The organism is Bacillota bacterium, from assembly GCA_012842395.1.
GTDB lineage: Bacteria > Bacillota > SHA-98 > UBA4971 > UBA4971 > UBA6256.
Genome location: DUSX01000004.1, coordinates 86,934 through 106,292 on the forward strand (window position 1 = coordinate 86,934; position 19,359 = coordinate 106,292).

A 19,359-nucleotide genomic window follows, 5' to 3' on the forward strand; every position below is an offset into this window, starting at 1 on the left:
TATGGTATTCCCAACACAGTTTTCCGGCAATGTCTCATTTACTTCCACAGAGGTCTCCAATCTCCTGCACCGTTCCCTTGAAAGCCCCGGCGACGATGGACGCCCGAATGCCACGCATGAGGCGTATGAGGAAATACAGATTGTGGTAAGACACAAGCCGCAGCCCAAGCATCTCTCCGGCTTTTAGGAGGTGGCGAATGTAGGCTCGCGTGTAATTCCGGCACACCCTGCAGTCGCACGCGGGATCCAGCGGCGAGAAATCACGGGCGTACGCCGCATCCCTGACAATGATCCTCCCGGCGGCGGTGAACGCGGTCCCATGCCTTGCCACCCGCGTTGGCAGGACACAGTCGAACATGTCGACACCCCGGCTCACGCCCTCGATGAAATCCTCCGGCGTCCCCACCCCCATGAGGTACCTGGGCTTGTCCTCGGGCAGATGCGCGCAAGCGTGCTCGAGCGCCTCAAGCATGAACTCCTTCGGTTCGCCCACCGAAAGGCCGCCTATCCCGTAGCCGGGGAAATCCATATCAGCCAAGGCCTTCGCGCTTTCCTCCCGCAGGTCCGGGAAAACGCCGCCCTGTACGATGCCGAAAAGCGCCTGGTCTTCCCGCCTGTGCGCGGCCTTGCACCTCTTCGCCCACTCCGTCGTCCGGCGCATGGCATCCCTCACGTAACCCCGGTCCGCCGGATAACGGACGCACTCGTCCAAGGCCATCGCGATGTCCGCCCCGAGCGCCTCCTGGATCGCGACAGCCTTCTCGGGCGAGAGGAAGTGCCTGGAGCCATCGATGTGCGACCTGAACTCCACCCCGTCGTTCGTCACGCTCCGGAGATCCGCGAGGCTCGCGACCTGAAACCCGCCACTATCAGTAAGTATGCCCCTATGCCAGTCCATGAAGGAGTGAAGACCGCCTGCATCGCGCACGACCTCGACTCCAGGCCTGAGGTAGAGATGATAGGTGTTCGCAAGAATGATCTCCGCGCCTATCTCCCGCAGCTCCTCCGGGGACATGCCTTTGACGCTGCCCTGGGTGCCCACGGGCATGAACACCGGCGTCCGTATGATTCCGTGTGGCGTCACGATCTCTCCCGCACGGGCAAAGCCGCGAGACGCTCGCGCCACCACCCTAAAAGTCATCGACAAGGAACGATCTCTCCCATGTGGCCGCAGCGCCGTTCACCGAACTGAACGACGCCCCGTAACTGGCTCCGTCACAAAAGCAGCATCGCATCTCCAAAGCTGAAGAATCGATACCTTTCCTTCACTGCGAGCTCGTAAGCGGCCATGACCCTGTCGTACCCGCCGAAGGCGCACACGAGCATGAGCAGCGTCGATCGTGGAAGGTGGAAGTTCGTGACCAGGGCGTCGACCAATCGAAACCGGTAACCCGGGTAAATGAACTTAGTCGTCCACCCACTGGAGGGAAGGACAGCGCCGTCCTCGCACGTTCGCAGCGACTCGAGCGTCCGCACGCTCGTCGTGCCCACCGCAAACACTTTCCCGCCAGCCCGCCTCGTCTCTGTGAGCACCCTCGCGGCGTGCTCGCTCACCGTGAAGTACTCGGCGTGCATCACGTGCTCCTCCACGGTCTCGACTTTCACCGGACGGAACGTGCCCAATCCCACGTGCAAGGTGACATACACTATCCGGACGCCTTTCTCCTCCAGCTTCTGAAGGAGCTCGCGCGTGAAGTGGAGCCCGGCTGTGGGCGCGGCCGCTGAAGCCTGCTTGGCGGGGTCGGCGTACACCGTCTGGTACCTCTCTGGGTCGGATATCTCCTTTTTGATATAGGGTGGGAGCGGCACGCGGCCGATCTCCTCCACAACGCGGTCGAAATCTCCGTCTGAAACGAACCGCACAAGCCTGCCGCCCGCCGGAGTCTTATCAAGCACATCAGCCACGAGACGCTCGCCAAAGGACAGCCTCGTGCCGGGCATCGCCCTTTTGCCGGGTTTCACCAGGACCTCCCATAGTTCGCCGCCGCCCTCGCGCGCTCTCTCGCTCGCGCACGCCGCGCTCCCCGCGTCGTGTCGGGGTTCGCAACGGAGCGTGCCTCCGCTTGCGCTACCACCCGGGCCGCTCACCTTGGAAAGCAGGAGCAGCTCGACCCTGCCGCCCGTGCCCTCGCGCCTGCCCACGAGCCGCGCCTTCATGACACGAGTATCGTTGAGGACCAGGGCGTCCCCGCTCGCGACATAGTTGATGATGTCGCGGAACGACCTGTGCTCTATTTCCCCGTGTCGCGGCACGACCATCAGCCGCGACTCGTCCCGCCGCTCCAAGGGTTCCTGTGCCACGAGCTCCTGTGGCAGGTAGAAATCGAAGTCCGCAACCCTCATGCCCTTGGCCCGCTCCCCGCCGACGGCGCGCGGGAAATGTCGGCTCCGGTGAAGGCCCCCGGCAGCAGGTCGGCTGCGGCAGCAACCATCACGTCGCCCCTGAGGTTCGACATGATCACCTGAATGCCAGGACCGAACTCCACGAGCACCTGCCTGCATATGCCGCACGGCGCGCACGGGCCCTCGGTATCTGCCACAATGGCGATGGCGGAGAAATCCCGCTCGCCCTCGGACACCGCCTTTGCCACCGCGCACCGTTCAGCGCATACCCCAGCCGGATATGAGGCGTTTTCCACATTGCATCCGGTGTACACCTTGCCACTCTGCCCGAGAAGCGCCGCTCCCACTTGAAAACGCGAGTAAGGCGCGTACGCCCGCTCCCTCGCACTTTTCGCCAGCTCGATGAGAGTGTCTCGGTCCATTCCCATCCCTCCGATACTCCCTTACTCCTCCTACCGCCCGTTGTACGCCGCCAAAGTGACGGTGGGTTCGTCCGTGACATCGATCCTCTTGCCGTCCCGCGCGAACCTGGCCCCGATGTCTGCGAGCGCGCGCCTGAGCGCCTGCGGATCCCCGACGGCTTTGATGACCACGGGGTTCACGGCGATGGGCCTTTGGTTCACAAGTATGACCGGGCCCGCGCACCTCACTGATGACTGCGCCACTATGCGCTGCCCGCCCACTTCCGCCCCACGAGCGCCCGCATCAAAGAGAAGGTTCAGGATCTCCCTGATATCCCTCTCGTGAACGATCTCTCGGGTCCGGTAGCCGTCCTCGGCATCATACGCGCGCACGACGACGCCCGGCCCCACGAGCTCCGCCATGCCGGCGACCTCGCGCACCCTTGCCAGCTCCTCGCGCTCCGTCCTCACCTCGTCCTGCAGCCTCTGGATGTCCTGGCGCACTTGCCTTTCCCATTCGCCCTTGGACCACGACGGGAAACCGGCGCGCGCGAAGCTGATGGCCTCCTGCGCGTCGCCCGCCTCCGTGCAGAGCGCCTTCGCCACCTCAGCCGGGCTCGCGGCAAGCCCGATTGCGGTGTCCAGGCGCGAGAGCGCGTCATTCACGTACGGCACATCCTCCACGTCAGCCTTCCGGGCGGCGGACCGAAGATATTCCGCCACAGCGTGTCCCCCGCGTCGAACCATCTCCAAGTCGTCCATCTCGCCCGGAAAGCGGAAAAGCGACATCCTCCGTGCGAGAGCAACGGTATCGAGCGCTACGAGAATCGCGGCACACACGAGAAGGAGCCGCAGGGTGCGCCCGCGGCCCTCGCTGCGCTTGCGTCCCTCTGGGCCTGAGAGGGTTTGTTGGAGGATCAACGCCTACTGACCCTCCTTCCGGAAAGCGCTGAGCACAATGTTATCCTGTCTCTCGATCTCCACGCGTATGCCCCACGGCTTCAAGCTGTTGGTGATGAGCTCGAGGCTGCTCGCGAGCAGCTCCGGGTCACCTACAGCACGGATAGTAACGGGGTTCACCGCGATGGGCTGCTGGTTGACGAGGAGTAACGGGCCCGCGCTTCGTATGGACGAGGTCGCAACCAATCTCTGGCCTCCCACCTCCACGCCGGACGCGCCCGCCGCAAACAACTCGTTGACCATGTCCCTGACGTCCCTCTCTTGGACCACGTCCTCTCTCGACTGCCCTCCCGGGGCGTCATAGACCCTCACCACTATGCCCTGGCCCTCGAGAGGGCTGTAGCCCGCAGACCGTTTCAGCGTCTCGAGCGCCGACCGAATGTTGTCAAGCTCGGCCTGAAGCAGCTTCAAAGCGTCCTGGGTCGTTCTCGCGGCGATCAGAGAGGCCTTGCCGTTCAGGACCTCCACCTCGACGGGGCCAGAGAGAGCCCCGAGGGTGGGCTCGGCTCGGAGCCTCGCGGTCGTCTCGGGCGAGAGCGTGAAGCCCTTCGCCTCCACGGTCACCTGGCCGTCCCTGCCACGTGCAACAGTAACGATGGTTTTCTCCGTAACGCTCCGTATGGCCGGGTCCTGGCTCACGATCGAGAGAACGAGCTCTCGCCGCTGGTTCTCCTCTTCCCGCGCTATCACGTCCTGCACAGCCCGGCCATAGGTCGTGATGGCCGACGCGATCTCCTCGCCGCTTACCGCCTGTTCTACCTCGAACTTGAATTTCGCCAGGGCGTCCCTCACCGCCGAGTTCTTCGCAAGGCCCGAACTCATGCAGGTAGCCTCGTAGTAGTCGGCCAGGGCGCGCGCGCCGCCGCGCACTATCTCGGTCTCACTGATCTCCCCAGGGAATCTCAGGAGGTCGAGCGATCGCGCCAGCATGGCCACGTTTGCGGCCATCAGTATGACAAGTGCTGCTATGAGCGTCCTCATTCCAGCACCCGAAGGGTCTCGCACGTTAGAATCCCCCCGCTCCGGTCCCAACACATTATACCAGAAAAGCCCCACAGCATCCACGAAACACGGAAGCCTGCCACGATCCGGCAGCGTGCCCAAGCTCGCACTCAGGCAAGGCGGAGGAGCGCCCGCGCGGCCTCGACTAGCTTCGGCCCGAGGATCGCCGCACCGACCACCGTCGCCCACGCCGCGCTCACGAGCACCGTTCCCGCGGCTATGTCCTTCACTGTCTTCACCCGAGTCTCCCATGTCGGACACGCTATGTCGCACATGAGTTCGAACGCGGTGTTCGTGAGCTCGCATATGAGCACAAGGGCAACGGCAAGGGCAAGGCATGCAAGCTCGACCGCGGACACGCGGAGCACGGCTGCGGCCGCCATCACGCAGGCGGCCGCGGCGAAATGGATCCGCATGTTTCGCTCGCTACGGAGCACGGCCCTCACGCCTTGGACCGCGCAGCAGAAGCTTTGCGCGAGAGACCTCGTTTTCACCCGCGCCCACTCTCCTCATCCCGAGCGGTCGCGTCCTCACCAGCAGCCGCAGCAGCCTCGGCCAGGATCTGCCGCTCACGGGCCTCCATTTCGTCCGCATCGGCGTCGGTTTCGTGGTCGTATCCGAGGAGGTGGAGAAGACCGTGGACAACGAGGGTGACCGCGTGGTGGATGAGGCCCCGTGCGCCAGGCATCGGTGCCTCGCGAGCGGCGGTCTCCATGGAGATCACTATGTCGCCGAGCACAGCTGGCTCCCCGGGCACGTCGCTGTCATCCATCGGGAACGACAGCACATCCGTGGACGCGTCCTTGCCCCGGAATTGCCTGTTTAGCTCACGAATCCGCCCATCGTCCACGAGAGCAACGCTAACCTCAACCCCCGAGATGTCCACGCCCTCACGGGCAAGCCCCACGGTCACGGCGTGCTCGAGGGCAGCCGAAAGCTCTCCTGTCACTTCGATCTTGTCCTGGAGATTCACGATCTCAACAGGCACTTGCAATCCCTCCGTTCAGGTAGGCACGAGCCCTACGCGCGCTTGGCCTCGAAGTCCTTGAGGGTCGTCTCGGGGTATTCGATCCTCGCATGGAATATGCCCGTGAGCACGCGAACGAACGCCCGCGCAACGCCATCGAGGTCTTTCAGCGTGAGGTCGCACTCGTCAAATTGACCATCAGCAAGCCTTTCCTTCATTATCTTGCGCACAAGGCCCTCGATCCTGCCGGGCGTGGGCCTCGCAAGGGATCGAACCGCAGCCTCCACAGAGTCGGCGAGCATGACTATGGCTGCCTCCTTGCTCTGCGGTTTGGGGCCCGGGTAACGGAAGTCTTTCTCGTCGACGCCCTCCTCGCGCCCCCCGTCGGTGGCCTTATGGTAAAAGTAGGGTACGAGGCTGGTCCCGTGATGCTCGCGGATGATGTCGACGATGGCCTCGGGAAGCCGGTACCTGCTGGCCAGCTCGACACCGTCCTTCACGTGGGACGTTATGACGAGTGTGCTGAGGGTGGGAGCTATCTTGTCGTGCGGATTATCCTGCATGAGCTGGTTTTCGACGAAGAAGTAAGGGCGCTTCATCTTCCCCACGTCGTGGTAGTATGACCCAACCCGCACGAGCAAAGAGTCGGCCCCCACGGCCTCCGCGGCCGCCTCGGCCAGGTTCCCCACGATGATGCTGTGGTGGTACGTCCCGGGCGCCTCCACCAGCAACCTCCTCAGAAGCGGCTGGGTGGGATTGGAGAGCTCCAACAGCCTGATGGAGGAGGTCATCCTGAACAGGTTCTCGAAAAAGGGTAGGAACCCGATGGTCACAACCGTGGACAGGACGCCGTTTATGAGGCCTAGGTACCAGAAGGCCGAGATCGACGGGTCCCCGGCAGTAGGCCCGATGGCCGCGATCGCCAGCGCGCCCACAGCGCCGACCACGGTGCCCGCCCGCATGAGGTCGGAACGCTCGGATATCCTGGTGACGCAGAAAGTACCTGCGAGCCCCGAGATGGTGGCAGCCGCGGTCACAGGAAAAGAGCCTCCCGCGATGAGCCCAGTCAGGGCTCCGAACACAACCGCAGAGAGAGCCGAGAGCCTTGCATCCACGAGCACGGCCACGAGCATGGTCCCGAGGCTCGCGGGCACAAGAAAACCAGCGCCTGGCCACGGAATGGAGCATATCACGGCGGCCGCGAGCGCGATGAGCACCACGATCGTTCCCAGGAGCAAAAGGAGTTTCGCGTCGTAGAACACGTCCCGCCGGTGAAGGTACAGGTACGCTCCGATCACAGCTAGCAGTAGTGCTACGAGAACGAAGATGCTCCCCAGCATGAACGGGTTAAACCGGGGCGCCAAAAGCCCGAGATCCTGAAGTATGGCAATGTGGTCCTCGGTGGCTATCTCGCCGCGTCTGATGACCACCTGGCCCTTCAAGATCATCACCGGCTTCACCTGCCGGATGGCGGCCTCGCGTGCCTTCTCCACCTTGCCCGGGTTGAGCACGAGGTTCGGGCTTATCTGGCTTGCGACGACCTCGCTCACCGCCTTCTGGGTCGCGCCGGGCAATCCCAGGGACTCCACAGCATCGCTGGCCCGCTTCGTCGCGGCGTCAAGCGTCTCCTTGCTCACCCGCATTTCTCGCATGATCCGCCCGGCCACCGACTTCGCGGTCGCCCTCGCCTCATCGAATTCTTCCTGCGAAAGGCCTATCAGTGTTGAAATGGTCTCGCGAGACAGATTCGTACCGAAATCAGCTGCGGTCTTGGCGGCCAGCTTAGACACGGCGGCTTCGACATCAGCGCTTCGCGGCGCGCGTTCCCCTCCCTGACTCTCCGCACCCTGTTGCGCCAGTCCCAGCTTCCCGCGTTCGTCGGCGATGGCGTCGAATATGAGGTCTATGGTGTCTTCCGCGCTTATGCTGGCGGCGAGGCTGATGTCGTAGTTGGCGGGCGAGGCGTTGGCCTCTTTGATCGCCTCCCTCGCGGCCTCCTCGCGGAGGCGTTCCGTGGCGGGTCGGTTGATTATGTCGCGCGACGCCTCAACATCAACGCGGCTGGGCTGGCCGACCTCGAGCTCCACGCGTCTAGGGACGAGCACCGCGGAAACGATCGCGACAAGCGCAAGGGTGACCGCCGCCACAACCAGGGCGCGGTGTAGCGCGGGGTCTCGCCACAGGCCACTCCCCCTCTCGGCAGACGGCTGCGACGGCTGCGTCATGCTTGCAGCAGGCTTTCCCGTCGGAATGGGCATACACCTCCCCCCTAGACCTCTTCCTTCTCCCGCTCGTACCTCTCGTAAGCTCTTATGACCTTCTGGACGAGCTCGTTTCGGACCACATCCCTGTCAGTAAGATAGACAAACTCCACGCCGTCCACGCCAGCCAGGATGTGCTGAACTTCCTCGAGCCCCGAGAACTTGCGGCTGGGGAGGTCAGTCTGGGTAAGGTCCCCGGTCACGACGACCCTTGAGCCAAACCCCATCCTCGTCAGAAACATCTTCATCTGCTCGTGCGTGGTGTTCTGGGCCTCGTCCAGGATGATGAAGGAGTCGTCGAGCGTTCGCCCGCGCATGTACGCAAGGGGGGCTATCTCGATGATACCTCTCTCCAAATGCTTTCTGAACGTGTCAACGCCGACTATGTCGTAGATCGCGTCGTAAAGGGGTCGAAGGTATGGGTCCACCTTCTCCTGGAGATCCCCGGGCAAGAAGCCCAGCTTCTCGCCAGCCTCGACCACGGGACGCGTCAGAACGATCCGTGATATCTCCTTGTTTTTCAGGGCCGCGATGGCCATCGCCATCGCGAGATACGTCTTGCCCGTGCCCGCCGGACCGATGGCGAAGACTATGCCAGACCTGCGCATAGCCTCCACGTACCTCTTCTGGCCCAAGGTCTTGGGGCATATCCGCTTGCCTCTGGTCGTGACTTGGATGACGTCGCTCATGACGTCCGAGAGGCTTGTCCCACTGCTCTCTCTCACAAGCTCTATCGCATACCTGATGTCGCTTTCCGTGAGCCGATGACCGGCCCTCACGATCTCGAGGAGCTCCGCGAGCACCTTGCGCGCGCTGGCCACCTTGGCCGGGTCACCGTCGATGGCAACGTCGTCCCCGCGAGACGATATGGTGACGCCGAGCTCCTTCTCGACGAGTCGCAGCGTCTCGTCACGCCTCCCGAACAGGGCCATGGCCTCGTGCACGTCCCTGAGCGGCAGCCTTTCAGGAGCGGTCTGCACGTTCAAGTTCCTGCTCTTGCCTCCTCTCTCTAGCTATGTCCTCCGCGGTTTCCATCGTCATCGTGAAGGTGACGACCCCGCCTTGAGAGTACTTGACGTCCTCCGTGACGTCAAGGATCTTGGCATCCCTCGGCAGCCTTGCCTCGAGGGCGGCGCGCGCCCTCGCACGCGCCGCGGCCAGCACCTCGTCCCTATCAAGCAACTCGGCCCGCCGTGTCACCTCACGATACGTCGTGACATCGAGGCCGACGCTGTGACCGGCAGCGCCGTAAGGAGGCACACTGTACGACCTGTCCTCGCGCTCGTAATCGGAGAATGGCGGAGCCTTCGGACCGACAACGAACGCGAGCCCGCCGATTCTGAAACGGCGCGCGCGAGCCACCCTCCCCGTCTCAGTGACCACCTCTCTCACGAGCGAGCACTTTTCCGAGTAGGTTCGCCAAACCCTCCCCAAGACTATGCCGCGCGCGTTCACGACCTCAGGCGTTCCCGTCCCGTCCTCGCCAGCCCCGGGGCCTACAATCACGCCCGCGATCAACACCTGGCCCTTGGTGACGGTATCACCCTCGCCCACAAGCGGCTCTCCCGAAAGCACGATGATGTTGGTGACGAGGGCGTCCTCCGCCGCCACGACGTCCACCACCCCAGGCTTCGCGTCGGGCAGGGTCTTCTCAACGATTTCAATGGTGGCCATCGTGCCCCTGACGTGCACCGCCGCCCACGCAACCTCCGGAAACTCCGCCAGGATGCCCCTCGCCACCGCCGCCGGGTCCACGGAGCTTTTTAACACGCCGGGGCGCAGCCCGTGGCGGGCTGCGAGCTCGAGCACGGCCTTCGGCCGCGTCTTCTCAGCACCGGAGACATCCACGAACCACACGAACGACGAGAGCGCGTAGAGCGCGACAGAAAAGAGGATTGCACCGGCGACGAGGCCCTTTCGCTTGGCAAGCCGCCGCACGACGAACGGCAGGCCCACTTTCTCCTCAACTCGCGCTTGGCAATCCGTTTCCTTCAACACCCGGCCGAGAGAAGGGAGATCGTGAAGGTAGGCCCTCGCGACGAGGGACCGGTCGTCAACCCTGGTTATGTCCCAGAGGTCTATCCCGCGCGCTAGGGCCGTGTTCACGAACTTCTCGAGGGTCCTTCCCTTGACCGCTATTATAACATACCCCTTAAGGTAGCACCACAGGTCCGGGAGAGCCACCGGCCACCCCTCCCCCTGACGGGGCGAGCTCATTCCCATAGCGCGACGCGGTGTATGCGCCCGTCGATGGTTATCTCGCTTTTGGTGATCTTGCCTATGGACAGGCCCTTGCCCTCCACCGCGACCTCGCCTCTCGAGGTCGCCACCCTCACCGCCTGCTGGCTGTACTCGATGATGCCCTGATGGTTCTCGATGGTAAGCTGCACGTTTCCCACAAGCACCACGCGCGGCATGTCGAGGAGGACGTTCTTCGGGATCTCGAACAGCTCGGCGAGCCGTTCCTCTATGTTCCCGGCCACACCATTCCTGTCGCCACCTCGCATCGCACGCCCGTCCCCCTCAGGCCAGCCTCAACCACCGCTCCGGACGCGGCTTCGTCCGCGGGTCGGATTCAAGCTCGAGATGGCTGCGGACCTTACCTCGAAGTCACAGTCACAGCGCTCACGCAGCCAACGCCATTTACTATTTAAGTGTATTCTGCCGGTCACGGGAACTTGCTCTGGAGCAGGCATGGGATCGGGCGAGCGCCAGGCGCCGTGCGGTGATACCGTTTTTCGCGCCGGTTTTGGGTGAACGGGAAACGGCGTGGGTGAACGAAAAACGGTGCCTGACCACATGTAAGTAAGTCAGGCACCGTGCGATCCTTCAGCCCCGCCCTCAAACTCGCCCAGAGCCTAGTAGCGGAACTTTCGCTTACGCGCGGCCTCCGACTTTTTCTTCCGCCGCACGCTCGGCTTTTCATAGTGTTCGTGTTTTCGGAGTTCAGCGAAAACTCCCGACCTCTGGCACTCGCGCTTAAACCTGCGGAGCGCACTATCGAGGGATTCGTTTTTTCCGACGCGTACTTCTGACATCCGATCTCCCTCCCTCCGCAACCACGATCTCTACCCGACGGTGCTGCAGCTTGGGGCAGCCAGCTGTGGTAACGGAGACCAGTCGGGCATTCGCTGAAACGACCCATAAAAGGGCCTACGCCCGATTATACCGTAGGGCTCGATCTCGTGTCAATCTCGAAGCGAACCCGCGAACGTGCGAGCCGCCGAACCGCTCGGCCGCTGAACCGCCGAGCCGCATTGCCGCGCGACCGCAAAGTAGCCTTCCGGCCGCCTTGCAGCCCTTGCGCGCCCCACCTCATCTGCCCACAGCCGCCTGCGCAAACCTCTCACCCGGGGGGCCACCCGAGACGCCTCCCGCCGAGAACGTGCATGTGGAGGTGGAAAACGCTCTGGCCAGCCGTCTCTCCACAGTTGCCCACGACTCGGAACCCCTCCCCGACCCCGAGCGCGGACGCAACCCTCGAGGCGACGGCAAGGAGGTGACCCGCCAACTCCTCATCGCCCTCGCCCAGCTCGGCGAGGGAGCTTATGTGGCGCTTCGGTATCACAAGCACGTGAACGGGCGCCTGGGGATTGATGTCACGGAAGGCAAGCGTCCGTTCATCCTCGTACACCACGTCCGACGGGATCTCATGTCTCGCGATCTTGCAGAATAGGCAGTCCGCTGGATTGCTCTCGGAATGCGCAACGGCCCCGGCCTCGGTTCGACTCATTGCATTCCCCCCTCATCCATATAACTTCTCTCCGGGCGCCCTTGATCCTTCCTCCGAGGTGCCGGGCGGAAAAACTCTTCTTGCCGTGACGCCCTGGGCGTTCGCTGCGACGACGGAGACGGGGACGAGTTCTCCCTCAACACCCGCCTCCGATCGAAACTCAACCCGCACATAGGTGCTCCCGGGACCCTTTGCCGTACCTGTGCCAGCGTCGTACTCCTCCACGAGCGCTTCCTCACGCGACCCCACCAGGCTCCGGTGAAACTCGAGCATGAGCTCGCGGCCCAGCGCGATCATCGCGTCACTACGGGCCCGCTTCTCAGCCGGGTCGACCTGGTCCCCCATCCTGGCAGCACGTGTGCCAGGCCTGGGTGAATACGCGAACACGTGGATTCTGGAGAACCCCATGCGCCTCACGAACTCAAGCGAACGAGCGAAGCGATCCCTCGTTTCTCCCGGGAAGCCCACCATGACATCGGTGGTGATTCCGCAAGGCTGGATCTGCTCGCGTATCCGTTCGATGAGACGCTCGTAGTCCGCGGCACGGTACCTCCTGTTCATCAGGGCGAGGATGCCGTCGTCCCCGCTTTGAAGCGGTATGTGAAAGTGCTTTGCTACCTTGGGAAGCCTCGCCACGGCATGTATGAGCCGTTCGTCGACATCTAGGGGCTCGACCGAGCTAAGCCGCACCCTGCCGAGTCCCGTAACTTCGTGGACCCGCTCCACCAACCATGCGAGGTCTGGGCGAGCGCCGCCCTCGAGCTCGGCCAGGTCCCTGCCGTAGGCGCCCAGATGGACGCCGGTCAACACGATCTCCCTGTGGCCCGACCGCACGAGCTTCTCAACCTCGGAAAGCACGCTCTTGGGATCGCGACTTCTTGACACCCCGCGTGCAAGCGGCACCCTGCAATAGGAGCAGAACTCGTCACACCCCTCCTGGACCTTGACAAAGCCGCGTGTCCTCGCACGAACCGCCCCAAAGGGAAGCTCCTCAAACGCGCCGCCCGGGCGGCCCTTCGCGGCCTCGACCAGGGGGGCGCGCGCCTCGCCCCTCATGGCCTTTTCCACGAGGTCCACGAGCTTTGTCCTCTCCAGAATCCCCGCGACCACGTCCACCCCTGGGATCGCAGCGACCTCATCCGGCGCCACCTGCGCGTAGCATCCGACAACGGCCACGATGGCCGACGGGTTCTTGCGCTTCGCGCGCCGAATTGCCTGCCTGGACTTTTTCTCGCCCATGCTCGTGACCGTGCAGGTGTTGACGCAGTACACGTCGGCAGGGGAATCGAAATCCACGATCTCGTAGCCCCGCTCGCGGAAGAGCTGCGCCAGCCCTTCGGTATCATACTGGTTCACCTTGCACCCCAACGTGTAGAAGGCGCACCTTAGCGTCTTCCCAGGCAACTAGCACATCTCCCCGGCCTCGTACAGAATGACGGATGCCACGACGAGCCCCGCCGTTTCAGTGCGAAGTATCCTCGGCCCCAGACCGCATGTTACCGCACCACACTCTACAGCTTGTCCAACCTCTTCGCGGGAAAACCCGCCCTCGGGGCCGATGAGCACGAAGATGTCGCGGGCGCCGCTGCGCTCGCGCAGCACTTCCCGGATGCCCCGCGATCTCTCGAGCTCCCAGGGCATGATCGTCAAGTGGTCATCCCCCTCACCCGCGCACGCCTCCGCCGACAAGCGTATGAACGCTAGCGCCTCCTGGAAGCTCATGATGTCAAGCACGTCAGGCACGCGCTGCCGACCGGACTGCTTGGCCGCCTCCCGCGCGATCCGCCTCCACCGCTCAACCCTTCTCGGCGCCGCGGTCGGATCGGGCCGCGCGACGGTGCGCTCCGTTACGACAGGCACGAAACGGCCGACACCGACCTCGGTGTTCCTCCTGATGACCTCGTCCATCTTGTCGCCCTTCGGGACCCCTTGCAGGAGAGAAATGAATACAGAGGGCTCACGGCATACGTCGTTGCCCTCTGCGAGCGTCAACTGCACCTCATCACTGGCGGCCCACGTGATAAGTCCGCGGCGCTCAGCACCTGTGCCGTCCACGACCTCGATCTCGTCGCCCGGTCCAAGCCTGAGAACGCGGACGATGTGCCGCGCATCCTGGCCGGTTATCACCGCTCGAGAGCCGGATTCTGTGTGCCCGGGCACGAAGAATCTTGGGCGCCCGCGCTCACGCGTGGCGCTCCCATGCGTCGCGGACCTTTTGGAAGAAGGTTCTCGGTTCATCGTCAGTCTTGTGTGCACCCCGCAGCCTGGCGAGCTCGCGAATGAGCTCCTTCTCCCTGTCTGTAAGCCTCGTCGGCGTCACGACTTTGACCCGGACGTACTGATCCCCGCGGGGCCCGCCGTGTACGTCCGGAATCCCTTTCCCTCTGAGGCGGAAAGCCGTCCCGGTCTGGGTGCCTTCTGGCACCTGCACCGAAGCTCTGCCGCCGAGCGCTGGCACCTCGATCTCGTCGCCCAGGGCGGCTTGCCAAACGCTTATGGGGACCTCGCAGTAGATGTCGTTCCCCCGGCGCTCGAAAATCTCATGCGGCCTCACGGTGATGAACACGAAGAGATCCCCCGGCGGCCCGCCGCGCGTCCCGGCCTCGCCTTCGCCAGCCACGCGCACGCGCATTCCCGAGTCCACCCCGGCAGGGATCCTGACCCTGATCTTCTTGCGCTTCCGGACCCTTCCCCTCCCCTGGCACGTCTGGCACGGAGATTCGATCACCCTCCCCTCGCCCCCGCAGCGAGGGCAGGTCGTGATGCTCGTGAATCTTCCGAACGCCGTGGTCCGCACCTGGGTGGTCTGCCCTCGGCCGCCGCAGACCGGACAGGTGATCGGCGACGTGCCCGGCTTTGCGCCGGTGCCGCCACACGAGGAGCAAGTGTCGAGGCGCACCACCTCGATGTCCCTATCGAGCCCGGAGGCGGCCTCTTCAAGGGAGATCTCGAGATCGTACCGGAGGTCAGCCCCGCGCTCTGGGCCCGTGCGCGGGGCACGGGCCCCGCCGAAGCCGCCTCCGAAGAACATGTCGAAGATGCTGTCGAACGACGTCCCGAAGTCGCCAAAGTCCCAACCGCCCGCGCCGCCGGGCCCGCCCGCCGGGCCTTCGGCTGCGTGGCCAAACTGGTCGTACCGGCGCCGTTTCTCGGGGTCGGACAATACCTCGTACGCCTCGTTTATTTCCTTGAACTTCTCCTCGGCCGACGGATCCTCTTTGTTCATGTCGGGGTGATACTTGCGCGCAAGCTTCCGGAACGCCTTTTTGATCTCGTCCTGGCTCGCGTTCCTGTCCACCCCGAGGACCTCATAATAATCGCGCTTTGCCAATCCTCACACCCCTGGACAAGCAGCGATGACGCCGCAGGATGCGGGATTACTCGTCCTTGACCTCTTTATACTCGGCATCGACCACGTCATCGCGCCCTGACGAGCGCGTCCCGCCCGCGCCTGCGGAAGACCCGCCCGTCCCTGTCGCTCCGCCGTCTCCGGCTGCACCGCCGCCGCCCGCTCCTGCTCCAGCTCCGGCAGCTCCAGCGCGGCTGTACATGGCTGTGGTCACCTCGTGCAGGGCGCTTAGGAGCTCGTCCTTGCGAGCCTTGATGGTCGCGATATCCTTGCCGGCCAGCGCCGACCGCAGGCCCTCCTTCGCCCTCTCGACCTTGGCCGCTTGATCGCTGGATATCTTGTCCTTGTGCTCCCTGAGCGTCTTCTCAGCGGTGTACACCAGCGAGTCGGCCTCGTTTCGGAGCTCAGCCTCTTCCTTTCTGCGCTTGTCCTCCTCCGCGTGGGCTTCCGCTTCCTTCACCATGCGCTCGATGTCCTCGCGGGACACGCCGCTCGAGGAGGTGATGGTGATCTTCTGTTCGCGCCCGGTTCCGAGGTCCTTGGCAGACACGTGGACGATCCCGTTCACATCAATGTCGAAGGTCACCTCGATCTGGGGCACCCCCCGGGGCGCAGGCGGTATCCCAGTCAACTGGAACCTGCCAAGGGACACGTTGTCAGCGGCCATCGGGCGCTCACCCTGCAGCACGTTGATCTCGACGGTGGTCTGGTTGTCGGCCGCAGTCGAGAATATCTGCTTCTTGGTAGTGGGGATCGTGGTGTTGCGCTCGATGAGCTTCGTGAAAACCCCTCCAAGGGTCTCGATCCCAAGCGAAAGGGGCGTCACGTCGAGGAGCAGCACATCATGCACCTCGCCCGAGAGCACGCCGGCCTGGATGGCCGCGCCCAGAGCCACGACCTCGTCCGGGTTCACGCCCTTGTGGGGTTCCTTGCCGATAAGGTCTCTGATAGCCCTCTGGACCGCCGGCATCCTAGTCTGCCCGCCCACGAGGATCACTTTGTCGATGTCCTTGGGCTCGAGCCCCGCGTCTTCCAACGCCCTGCGCGTGGGCCCCAGGGTCTTTTCAACGAGGTCCTGGGTGAGCTCCTCCAATTTCGCCCTCGTGAGCGTCATATCGAGGTGCAGCGGCTGCCCGCTCGAATCGGCGGCGATGAACGGAAGGTTGATGTTCGCGGTCACTAGGCCTGACAGCTCGATCTTAGCCTTCTCAGCCGCCTCGGTCAGTCGCTGCAGCGTGACCCTGTCTTTGCGCAGGTCTATCCCGTGCTGTTTCATGAATTCCTCTGCGATGTAATCCACGATCCGCTTGTCGAAGTCGTCCCCGCCGAGGAGGTTGTTGCCCGACGTGGCCTTCACCTCGAAGACGCCGTCCCCGAGCTCCAGAATGGACACGTCGAACGTGCCGCCACCGAGGTCGAACACGAGGATCGTGTGGTCCTGGCCCTTGTCGAGCCCATAGGCCAGGGCGGCAGCGGTTGGCTCGTTGATGATCCGAAGGACCTCGAGGCCTGCGATCCTTCCCGCATCCTTCGTCGCTTGGCGCTGCGCGTCGGTGAAGTACGCCGGGACAGTGATCACGGCCTTGTCGATCTTTTCGCCAAGGTACGCCTCAGCGTCCTCCTTGAGCTTCCGGAGGATCATGGCGGAGATCTCCTGCGGGGTGTACTCCTTATCGTCGATCTTCACTCTATAAGTTGTGCCCATCTTTCGCTTGATGGAGAGAACGGTCCTCTCAGGGTTGACGACCGCCTGCCTCTTCGCAACCTGACCGACCATCCGCTCCCCTGTCTTCGAAAACGCCACAGCCGAGGGAGTGAGCCTCGAGCCCTCGGCGTTCGGGATGACCTTCGCCTCGCCGCCTTCCATCACGGCGATCACTGAGTTGGTTGTTCCGAGATCTATTCCCACTACTCGCGACATCATCCTACCCCCCATCTCGTGCGCTGTCACCAAATATGCACCGGTGGCGAGGCACGGCACGCGACATCGCCTCGCCCCCCTGTACCGTTCGTCCCGCTCGAGCCCGCACACTCGGCGCTCGACGCCCAGCCCCGCCTGGCGTTCAGTCTGCCGCCCCCTGGGTGTCGGGCGGCTTCGCGTCTTCGCCCGATTGATCGTTGACCCGGTCCGCACGCGACTCCAAGAGCTCGTCGCCGCTGTCCAAGTGCTGAGGCTCGCCTGCGGCCGCCTCGCCGGCCGATTGCCGGTCAGGCTTGCATGCCACCGTGACGAGCGCAGGCCTGATGACGCGGTCCTTGGATGCGTATCCCCGCTGGACCTCCTCCAGAACCACGCCCTCCTCCACCGAGTCGGTGGGCACCCTTAGTATAGCCTCATGCCTCATGGGGTCAAAAGGCTCCCCGGCGGCGGAGATCGGCTTTACCCCCTCCTTCTCGAGGAATTCGAGAAACTTGCCCATCACGAGATCGAGGCCCCGGGCTGTGGCTTCGTCAGCCGCCGTGCCGGTCTTGGCGTGTTTTATCGCACGCTCCAGGCTATCCAGGGCCGGAAGCATGTCTTTGACCAGGCCCTCCACAACCAACGCCCGCAGCTCCGCCTGCTCGCGGGCCGCCCGTTTCTTGAAGTTCTCCAGATCAGCCTGGGCTCGCTGCCAACCGGCGAGATATCTCTCCTTGAGCGCGATCTCTTCCTTCAGCATCGCCTCAAGGCTCGGCCCGTTGCCGACGTCCTGGGAGGGAGTGCCTTCTTGCGGTTCACCCTCGGGATGACCGCCCTTTTCACCTTCCGCGGGTGCACCACCCTGGCCCTGCAAAGCGTCCTCGCTCACGTGCCCGCCTCCTTCGCCTCACCTACGTTATCCTCTCTCTTTTTCACTATCCTGTCAATCCTGAGGACAGCCTCCCCCACCTCCGCGGCGGCTTTCAGCGCGTACAGCTTCACGGGGGCGGGATCGACCACGCCCATTACGAGCATGTCGGCTATCTCACCCGTGTCACAGTCTATGGCGAGACAGTCGCTTCCCGCCGCTGCCTGCGCGGTCACGACTTCCTCGACTTTCTCGAGAGGGTTGTACCCGGCGTTCTGAACAATCTGGGCAAGCGGGCGCTTCAGCGCGGCCACGACGCAGTCCACGCCATAAGCCGCCATGCCCTTCACCTCGTGCCTCACCGCCGCAAGGCTCCTCGCGGCGGAGATCTCGGCCGCCCCACCGCCCGGGACCACGCCTCCTCTGACAGCGGCCTGCACCGCCGAGACGGCGTCATGCGCGATTCTCTCGCGCTCCCCGACGACGTCTCTCGTCGCTGCGCCCACAACGATCGTGGCCATCGGCCTGCCCCGTCCGCCGACTATCCGGATCTCCGAAAGCTTTTCATCCTCGTACACCCTCTCTGCGGTCCCGAGGACCTTCTCGATCTCGGCGACAGGCCTCGCAAGCCACGAACGCTTCACCGGACGCGCGCCCGTGTGTTCAGCCACCTTTCTAAGGTCGCGCCACGACACCCTCGTCGCGACCATCACACCCGCATCCGTGAGGATATCCTCCGCGACATCCGCGATCCCGTGATCCACCAAGATCACGTTGACCCCGCACGCCACCAGGCGTCTCAGGTTGTTCTCGAACTCCTCCTGGAGCGAGAAATGCCTCTCGATGCCACGCTCGGTGGCGAGCGCTTCATCATCGAGCTTCTCAGGCTCGAGCGCGTCATCGACCACGAGGATCCTCGCCGTGGCCACGCTTACAGGCATGTGCCTGTTGTGCCTGGCCTTCTTCACGATGACCCCCATGAATACCTCGTTTGCTGCCCCCTCCTGGGCGACTATGGCGTCCCGAAGCCGGAACGCCGGGTCGAGTAGGCTGTCCACGCCGACAAGCCTCGCGGCGTCCACGGCGAGCGCGGCTATGTCGCGATGTCCTCGTCCGGCAGTGTAAGCCACTCGGAGAAGGAGAGGGTCGTCCAGGCCCTCAATGGGACGTGCGGACCGCTCCAGCGACTCAAGGGCCGCTTTCGCGCCCGCCCTGACCCCGTCTATGAGACGCGGCACGGGCACGCCGTCGGCGACCATGTCCAGCCCGGCCTGCACGAGCGCGCTGGCCATTATCGTGGCGGTGGTGGTCCCGTCGCCGATCTCCTCTTGCTGGGCTCGGGCGACGTTGATGAGCATCCTCGCAGCGGGGTGCGTCGCCTCCATGCGCTCGAGGATCGTGCACCCGTCGTTTGTCACGACCACGTCCCCGAACCTGTCGACGAGCATCGTGTCCAGCCCCTTAGGCCCGATCGTGCCCTCTACGGCGGACGCCACCGCGCGAAGCGCAGACGCGTTGGAGATGAGCGCCGCCATCCTCTCGTTCCCAGTGCCCTCCGCCGCCTTGTGAGGCTCG

General features: G+C 63.9%; 19 protein-coding genes. All 19 read right to left on the reverse strand.

The genetic code is table 11. The annotated features are described in order from the left end of the window. Positions 1 to 34 precede the first annotated feature (34 nt). The gene (gene tgt / locus GX515_02555) at positions 35 to 1,141 is read right to left on the reverse strand and encodes a tRNA guanosine(34) transglycosylase Tgt (protein ID HHY31895.1); all 1,107 of its coding nucleotides are present in this window, start codon (positions 1,139 to 1,141) and stop codon (positions 35 to 37) included. Between the two features lie 74 nt (positions 1,142 to 1,215). After that, on the reverse strand, positions 1,216 to 2,343 hold the full coding sequence (gene queA, locus GX515_02560) for a tRNA preQ1(34) S-adenosylmethionine ribosyltransferase-isomerase QueA (GenBank protein ID HHY31896.1): 1,128 nt from the start codon (positions 2,341 to 2,343) through the stop codon (positions 1,216 to 1,218). Beyond that, a complete protein-coding gene (locus GX515_02565; protein HHY31897.1) occupies positions 2,340 to 2,771 on the reverse strand; it encodes a cytidine deaminase in 432 nt (143 codons plus the stop codon). The genes queA and GX515_02565 overlap by 4 nt, the downstream gene beginning before the upstream one ends. A gap of 24 nt (positions 2,772 to 2,795) precedes the next feature. Continuing rightward, on the reverse strand, positions 2,796 to 3,665 hold the full coding sequence (locus tag GX515_02570; protein ID HHY31898.1) for a DUF881 domain-containing protein: 870 nt from the start codon (positions 3,663 to 3,665) through the stop codon (positions 2,796 to 2,798). A 3-nt stretch (positions 3,666 to 3,668) separates the two neighbouring features. Next, positions 3,669 to 4,709, reverse strand: coding sequence for a DUF881 domain-containing protein (locus tag GX515_02575; protein ID HHY31899.1), 1,041 nt, complete (start codon positions 4,707 to 4,709; stop codon positions 3,669 to 3,671). A 107-nt stretch (positions 4,710 to 4,816) separates the two neighbouring features. Then, positions 4,817 to 5,200 carry a diacylglycerol kinase family protein gene (locus tag GX515_02580; GenBank protein ID HHY31900.1) on the reverse strand — a complete coding sequence of 128 codons (384 nt, stop codon included), beginning with the start codon at positions 5,198 to 5,200 and terminating at the stop codon, positions 4,817 to 4,819. Further along, the gene (gene ybeY / locus GX515_02585) at positions 5,197 to 5,694 is read right to left on the reverse strand and encodes an rRNA maturation RNase YbeY (protein HHY31901.1); all 498 of its coding nucleotides are present in this window, start codon (positions 5,692 to 5,694) and stop codon (positions 5,197 to 5,199) included. Before ybeY ends, GX515_02580 begins: the two co-directional genes overlap by 4 nt. Before the next feature lie 32 nt (positions 5,695 to 5,726). Continuing rightward, a complete protein-coding gene (locus GX515_02590; protein ID HHY31902.1) occupies positions 5,727 to 7,931 on the reverse strand; it encodes an HDIG domain-containing protein in 2,205 nt (734 codons plus the stop codon). 11 nt (positions 7,932 to 7,942) lie between these two features. Beyond that, the gene (locus tag GX515_02595; GenBank protein ID HHY31903.1) at positions 7,943 to 8,866 is read right to left on the reverse strand and encodes a PhoH family protein; all 924 of its coding nucleotides are present in this window, start codon (positions 8,864 to 8,866) and stop codon (positions 7,943 to 7,945) included. A 31-nt stretch (positions 8,867 to 8,897) separates the two neighbouring features. Next, positions 8,898 to 10,118 (reverse strand): sporulation protein YqfD, encoded by a 1,221-nt coding sequence (yqfD, locus tag GX515_02600; GenBank protein ID HHY31904.1) that lies wholly within the window; start codon positions 10,116 to 10,118, stop codon positions 8,898 to 8,900. A gap of 29 nt (positions 10,119 to 10,147) precedes the next feature. Beyond that, on the reverse strand, positions 10,148 to 10,441 hold the full coding sequence (gene yqfC / locus GX515_02605; protein ID HHY31905.1) for a sporulation protein YqfC: 294 nt from the start codon (positions 10,439 to 10,441) through the stop codon (positions 10,148 to 10,150). 351 nt (positions 10,442 to 10,792) lie between these two features. Next, complete coding sequence (locus GX515_02610) at positions 10,793 to 10,972, reverse strand: 30S ribosomal protein S21 (protein ID HHY31906.1); 180 nt, start codon at positions 10,970 to 10,972, stop codon at positions 10,793 to 10,795. 308 nt (positions 10,973 to 11,280) lie between these two features. After that, positions 11,281 to 11,667, reverse strand: a complete 387-nt coding sequence (locus tag GX515_02615; protein HHY31907.1) for a histidine triad nucleotide-binding protein — start codon at positions 11,665 to 11,667, stop codon at positions 11,281 to 11,283. 12 nt (positions 11,668 to 11,679) lie between these two features. Further along, complete coding sequence (gene mtaB, locus GX515_02620) at positions 11,680 to 13,071, reverse strand: tRNA (N(6)-L-threonylcarbamoyladenosine(37)-C(2))-methylthiotransferase MtaB (GenBank protein HHY31908.1); 1,392 nt, start codon at positions 13,069 to 13,071, stop codon at positions 11,680 to 11,682. Continuing rightward, a complete protein-coding gene (locus tag GX515_02625; GenBank protein HHY31909.1) occupies positions 13,072 to 13,827 on the reverse strand; it encodes a 16S rRNA (uracil(1498)-N(3))-methyltransferase in 756 nt (251 codons plus the stop codon). A gap of 22 nt (positions 13,828 to 13,849) precedes the next feature. Next, positions 13,850 to 14,998 carry a molecular chaperone DnaJ gene (dnaJ, locus tag GX515_02630; GenBank protein HHY31910.1) on the reverse strand — a complete coding sequence of 383 codons (1,149 nt, stop codon included), beginning with the start codon at positions 14,996 to 14,998 and terminating at the stop codon, positions 13,850 to 13,852. A 46-nt stretch (positions 14,999 to 15,044) separates the two neighbouring features. Next, complete coding sequence (dnaK, locus tag GX515_02635) at positions 15,045 to 16,937, reverse strand: molecular chaperone DnaK (GenBank protein ID HHY31911.1); 1,893 nt, start codon at positions 16,935 to 16,937, stop codon at positions 15,045 to 15,047. A gap of 142 nt (positions 16,938 to 17,079) precedes the next feature. Then, positions 17,080 to 17,805, reverse strand: coding sequence for a nucleotide exchange factor GrpE (locus GX515_02640; GenBank protein HHY31912.1), 726 nt, complete (start codon positions 17,803 to 17,805; stop codon positions 17,080 to 17,082). Then, positions 17,802 to 19,319, reverse strand: coding sequence for a chaperonin (locus GX515_02645; protein HHY31913.1), 1,518 nt, complete (start codon positions 19,317 to 19,319; stop codon positions 17,802 to 17,804). The genes GX515_02640 and GX515_02645 overlap by 4 nt, the downstream gene beginning before the upstream one ends. Positions 19,320 to 19,359: the final 40 nt, after the last annotated feature.

Bases quoted from the DNA above. Each gene is read 5' to 3' on its own strand.
- GX515_02565 (HHY31897.1), bottom strand. From the start codon at position 2,771: ATGGGAATGGACCGAGACACTCTCATCGAGCTGGCGAAAAGTGCGAGG.
- queA (HHY31896.1), bottom strand. From the start codon at position 2,343: ATGAGGGTTGCGGACTTCGATTTCTACCTGCCACAGGAGCTCGTGGCA.
- yqfC (HHY31905.1), bottom strand. From the start codon at position 10,441: ATGCGAGGTGGCGACAGGAATGGTGTGGCCGGGAACATAGAGGAACGG.
- GX515_02595 (HHY31903.1), bottom strand. From the start codon at position 8,866: ATGGCCCTGTTCGGGAGGCGTGACGAGACGCTGCGACTCGTCGAGAAG.
- tgt (HHY31895.1), bottom strand. From the start codon at position 1,141: ATGACTTTTAGGGTGGTGGCGCGAGCGTCTCGCGGCTTTGCCCGTGCG.
- dnaK (HHY31911.1), bottom strand. From the start codon at position 16,937: ATGTCGCGAGTAGTGGGAATAGATCTCGGAACAACCAACTCAGTGATC.
- GX515_02615 (HHY31907.1), bottom strand. From the start codon at position 11,667: ATGAGTCGAACCGAGGCCGGGGCCGTTGCGCATTCCGAGAGCAATCCA.
- GX515_02645 (HHY31913.1), bottom strand. From the start codon at position 19,319: ATGGCGGCGCTCATCTCCAACGCGTCTGCGCTTCGCGCGGTGGCGTCC.
- GX515_02610 (HHY31906.1), bottom strand. From the start codon at position 10,972: ATGTCAGAAGTACGCGTCGGAAAAAACGAATCCCTCGATAGTGCGCTC.
- GX515_02590 (HHY31902.1), bottom strand. From the start codon at position 7,931: ATGCCCATTCCGACGGGAAAGCCTGCTGCAAGCATGACGCAGCCGTCG.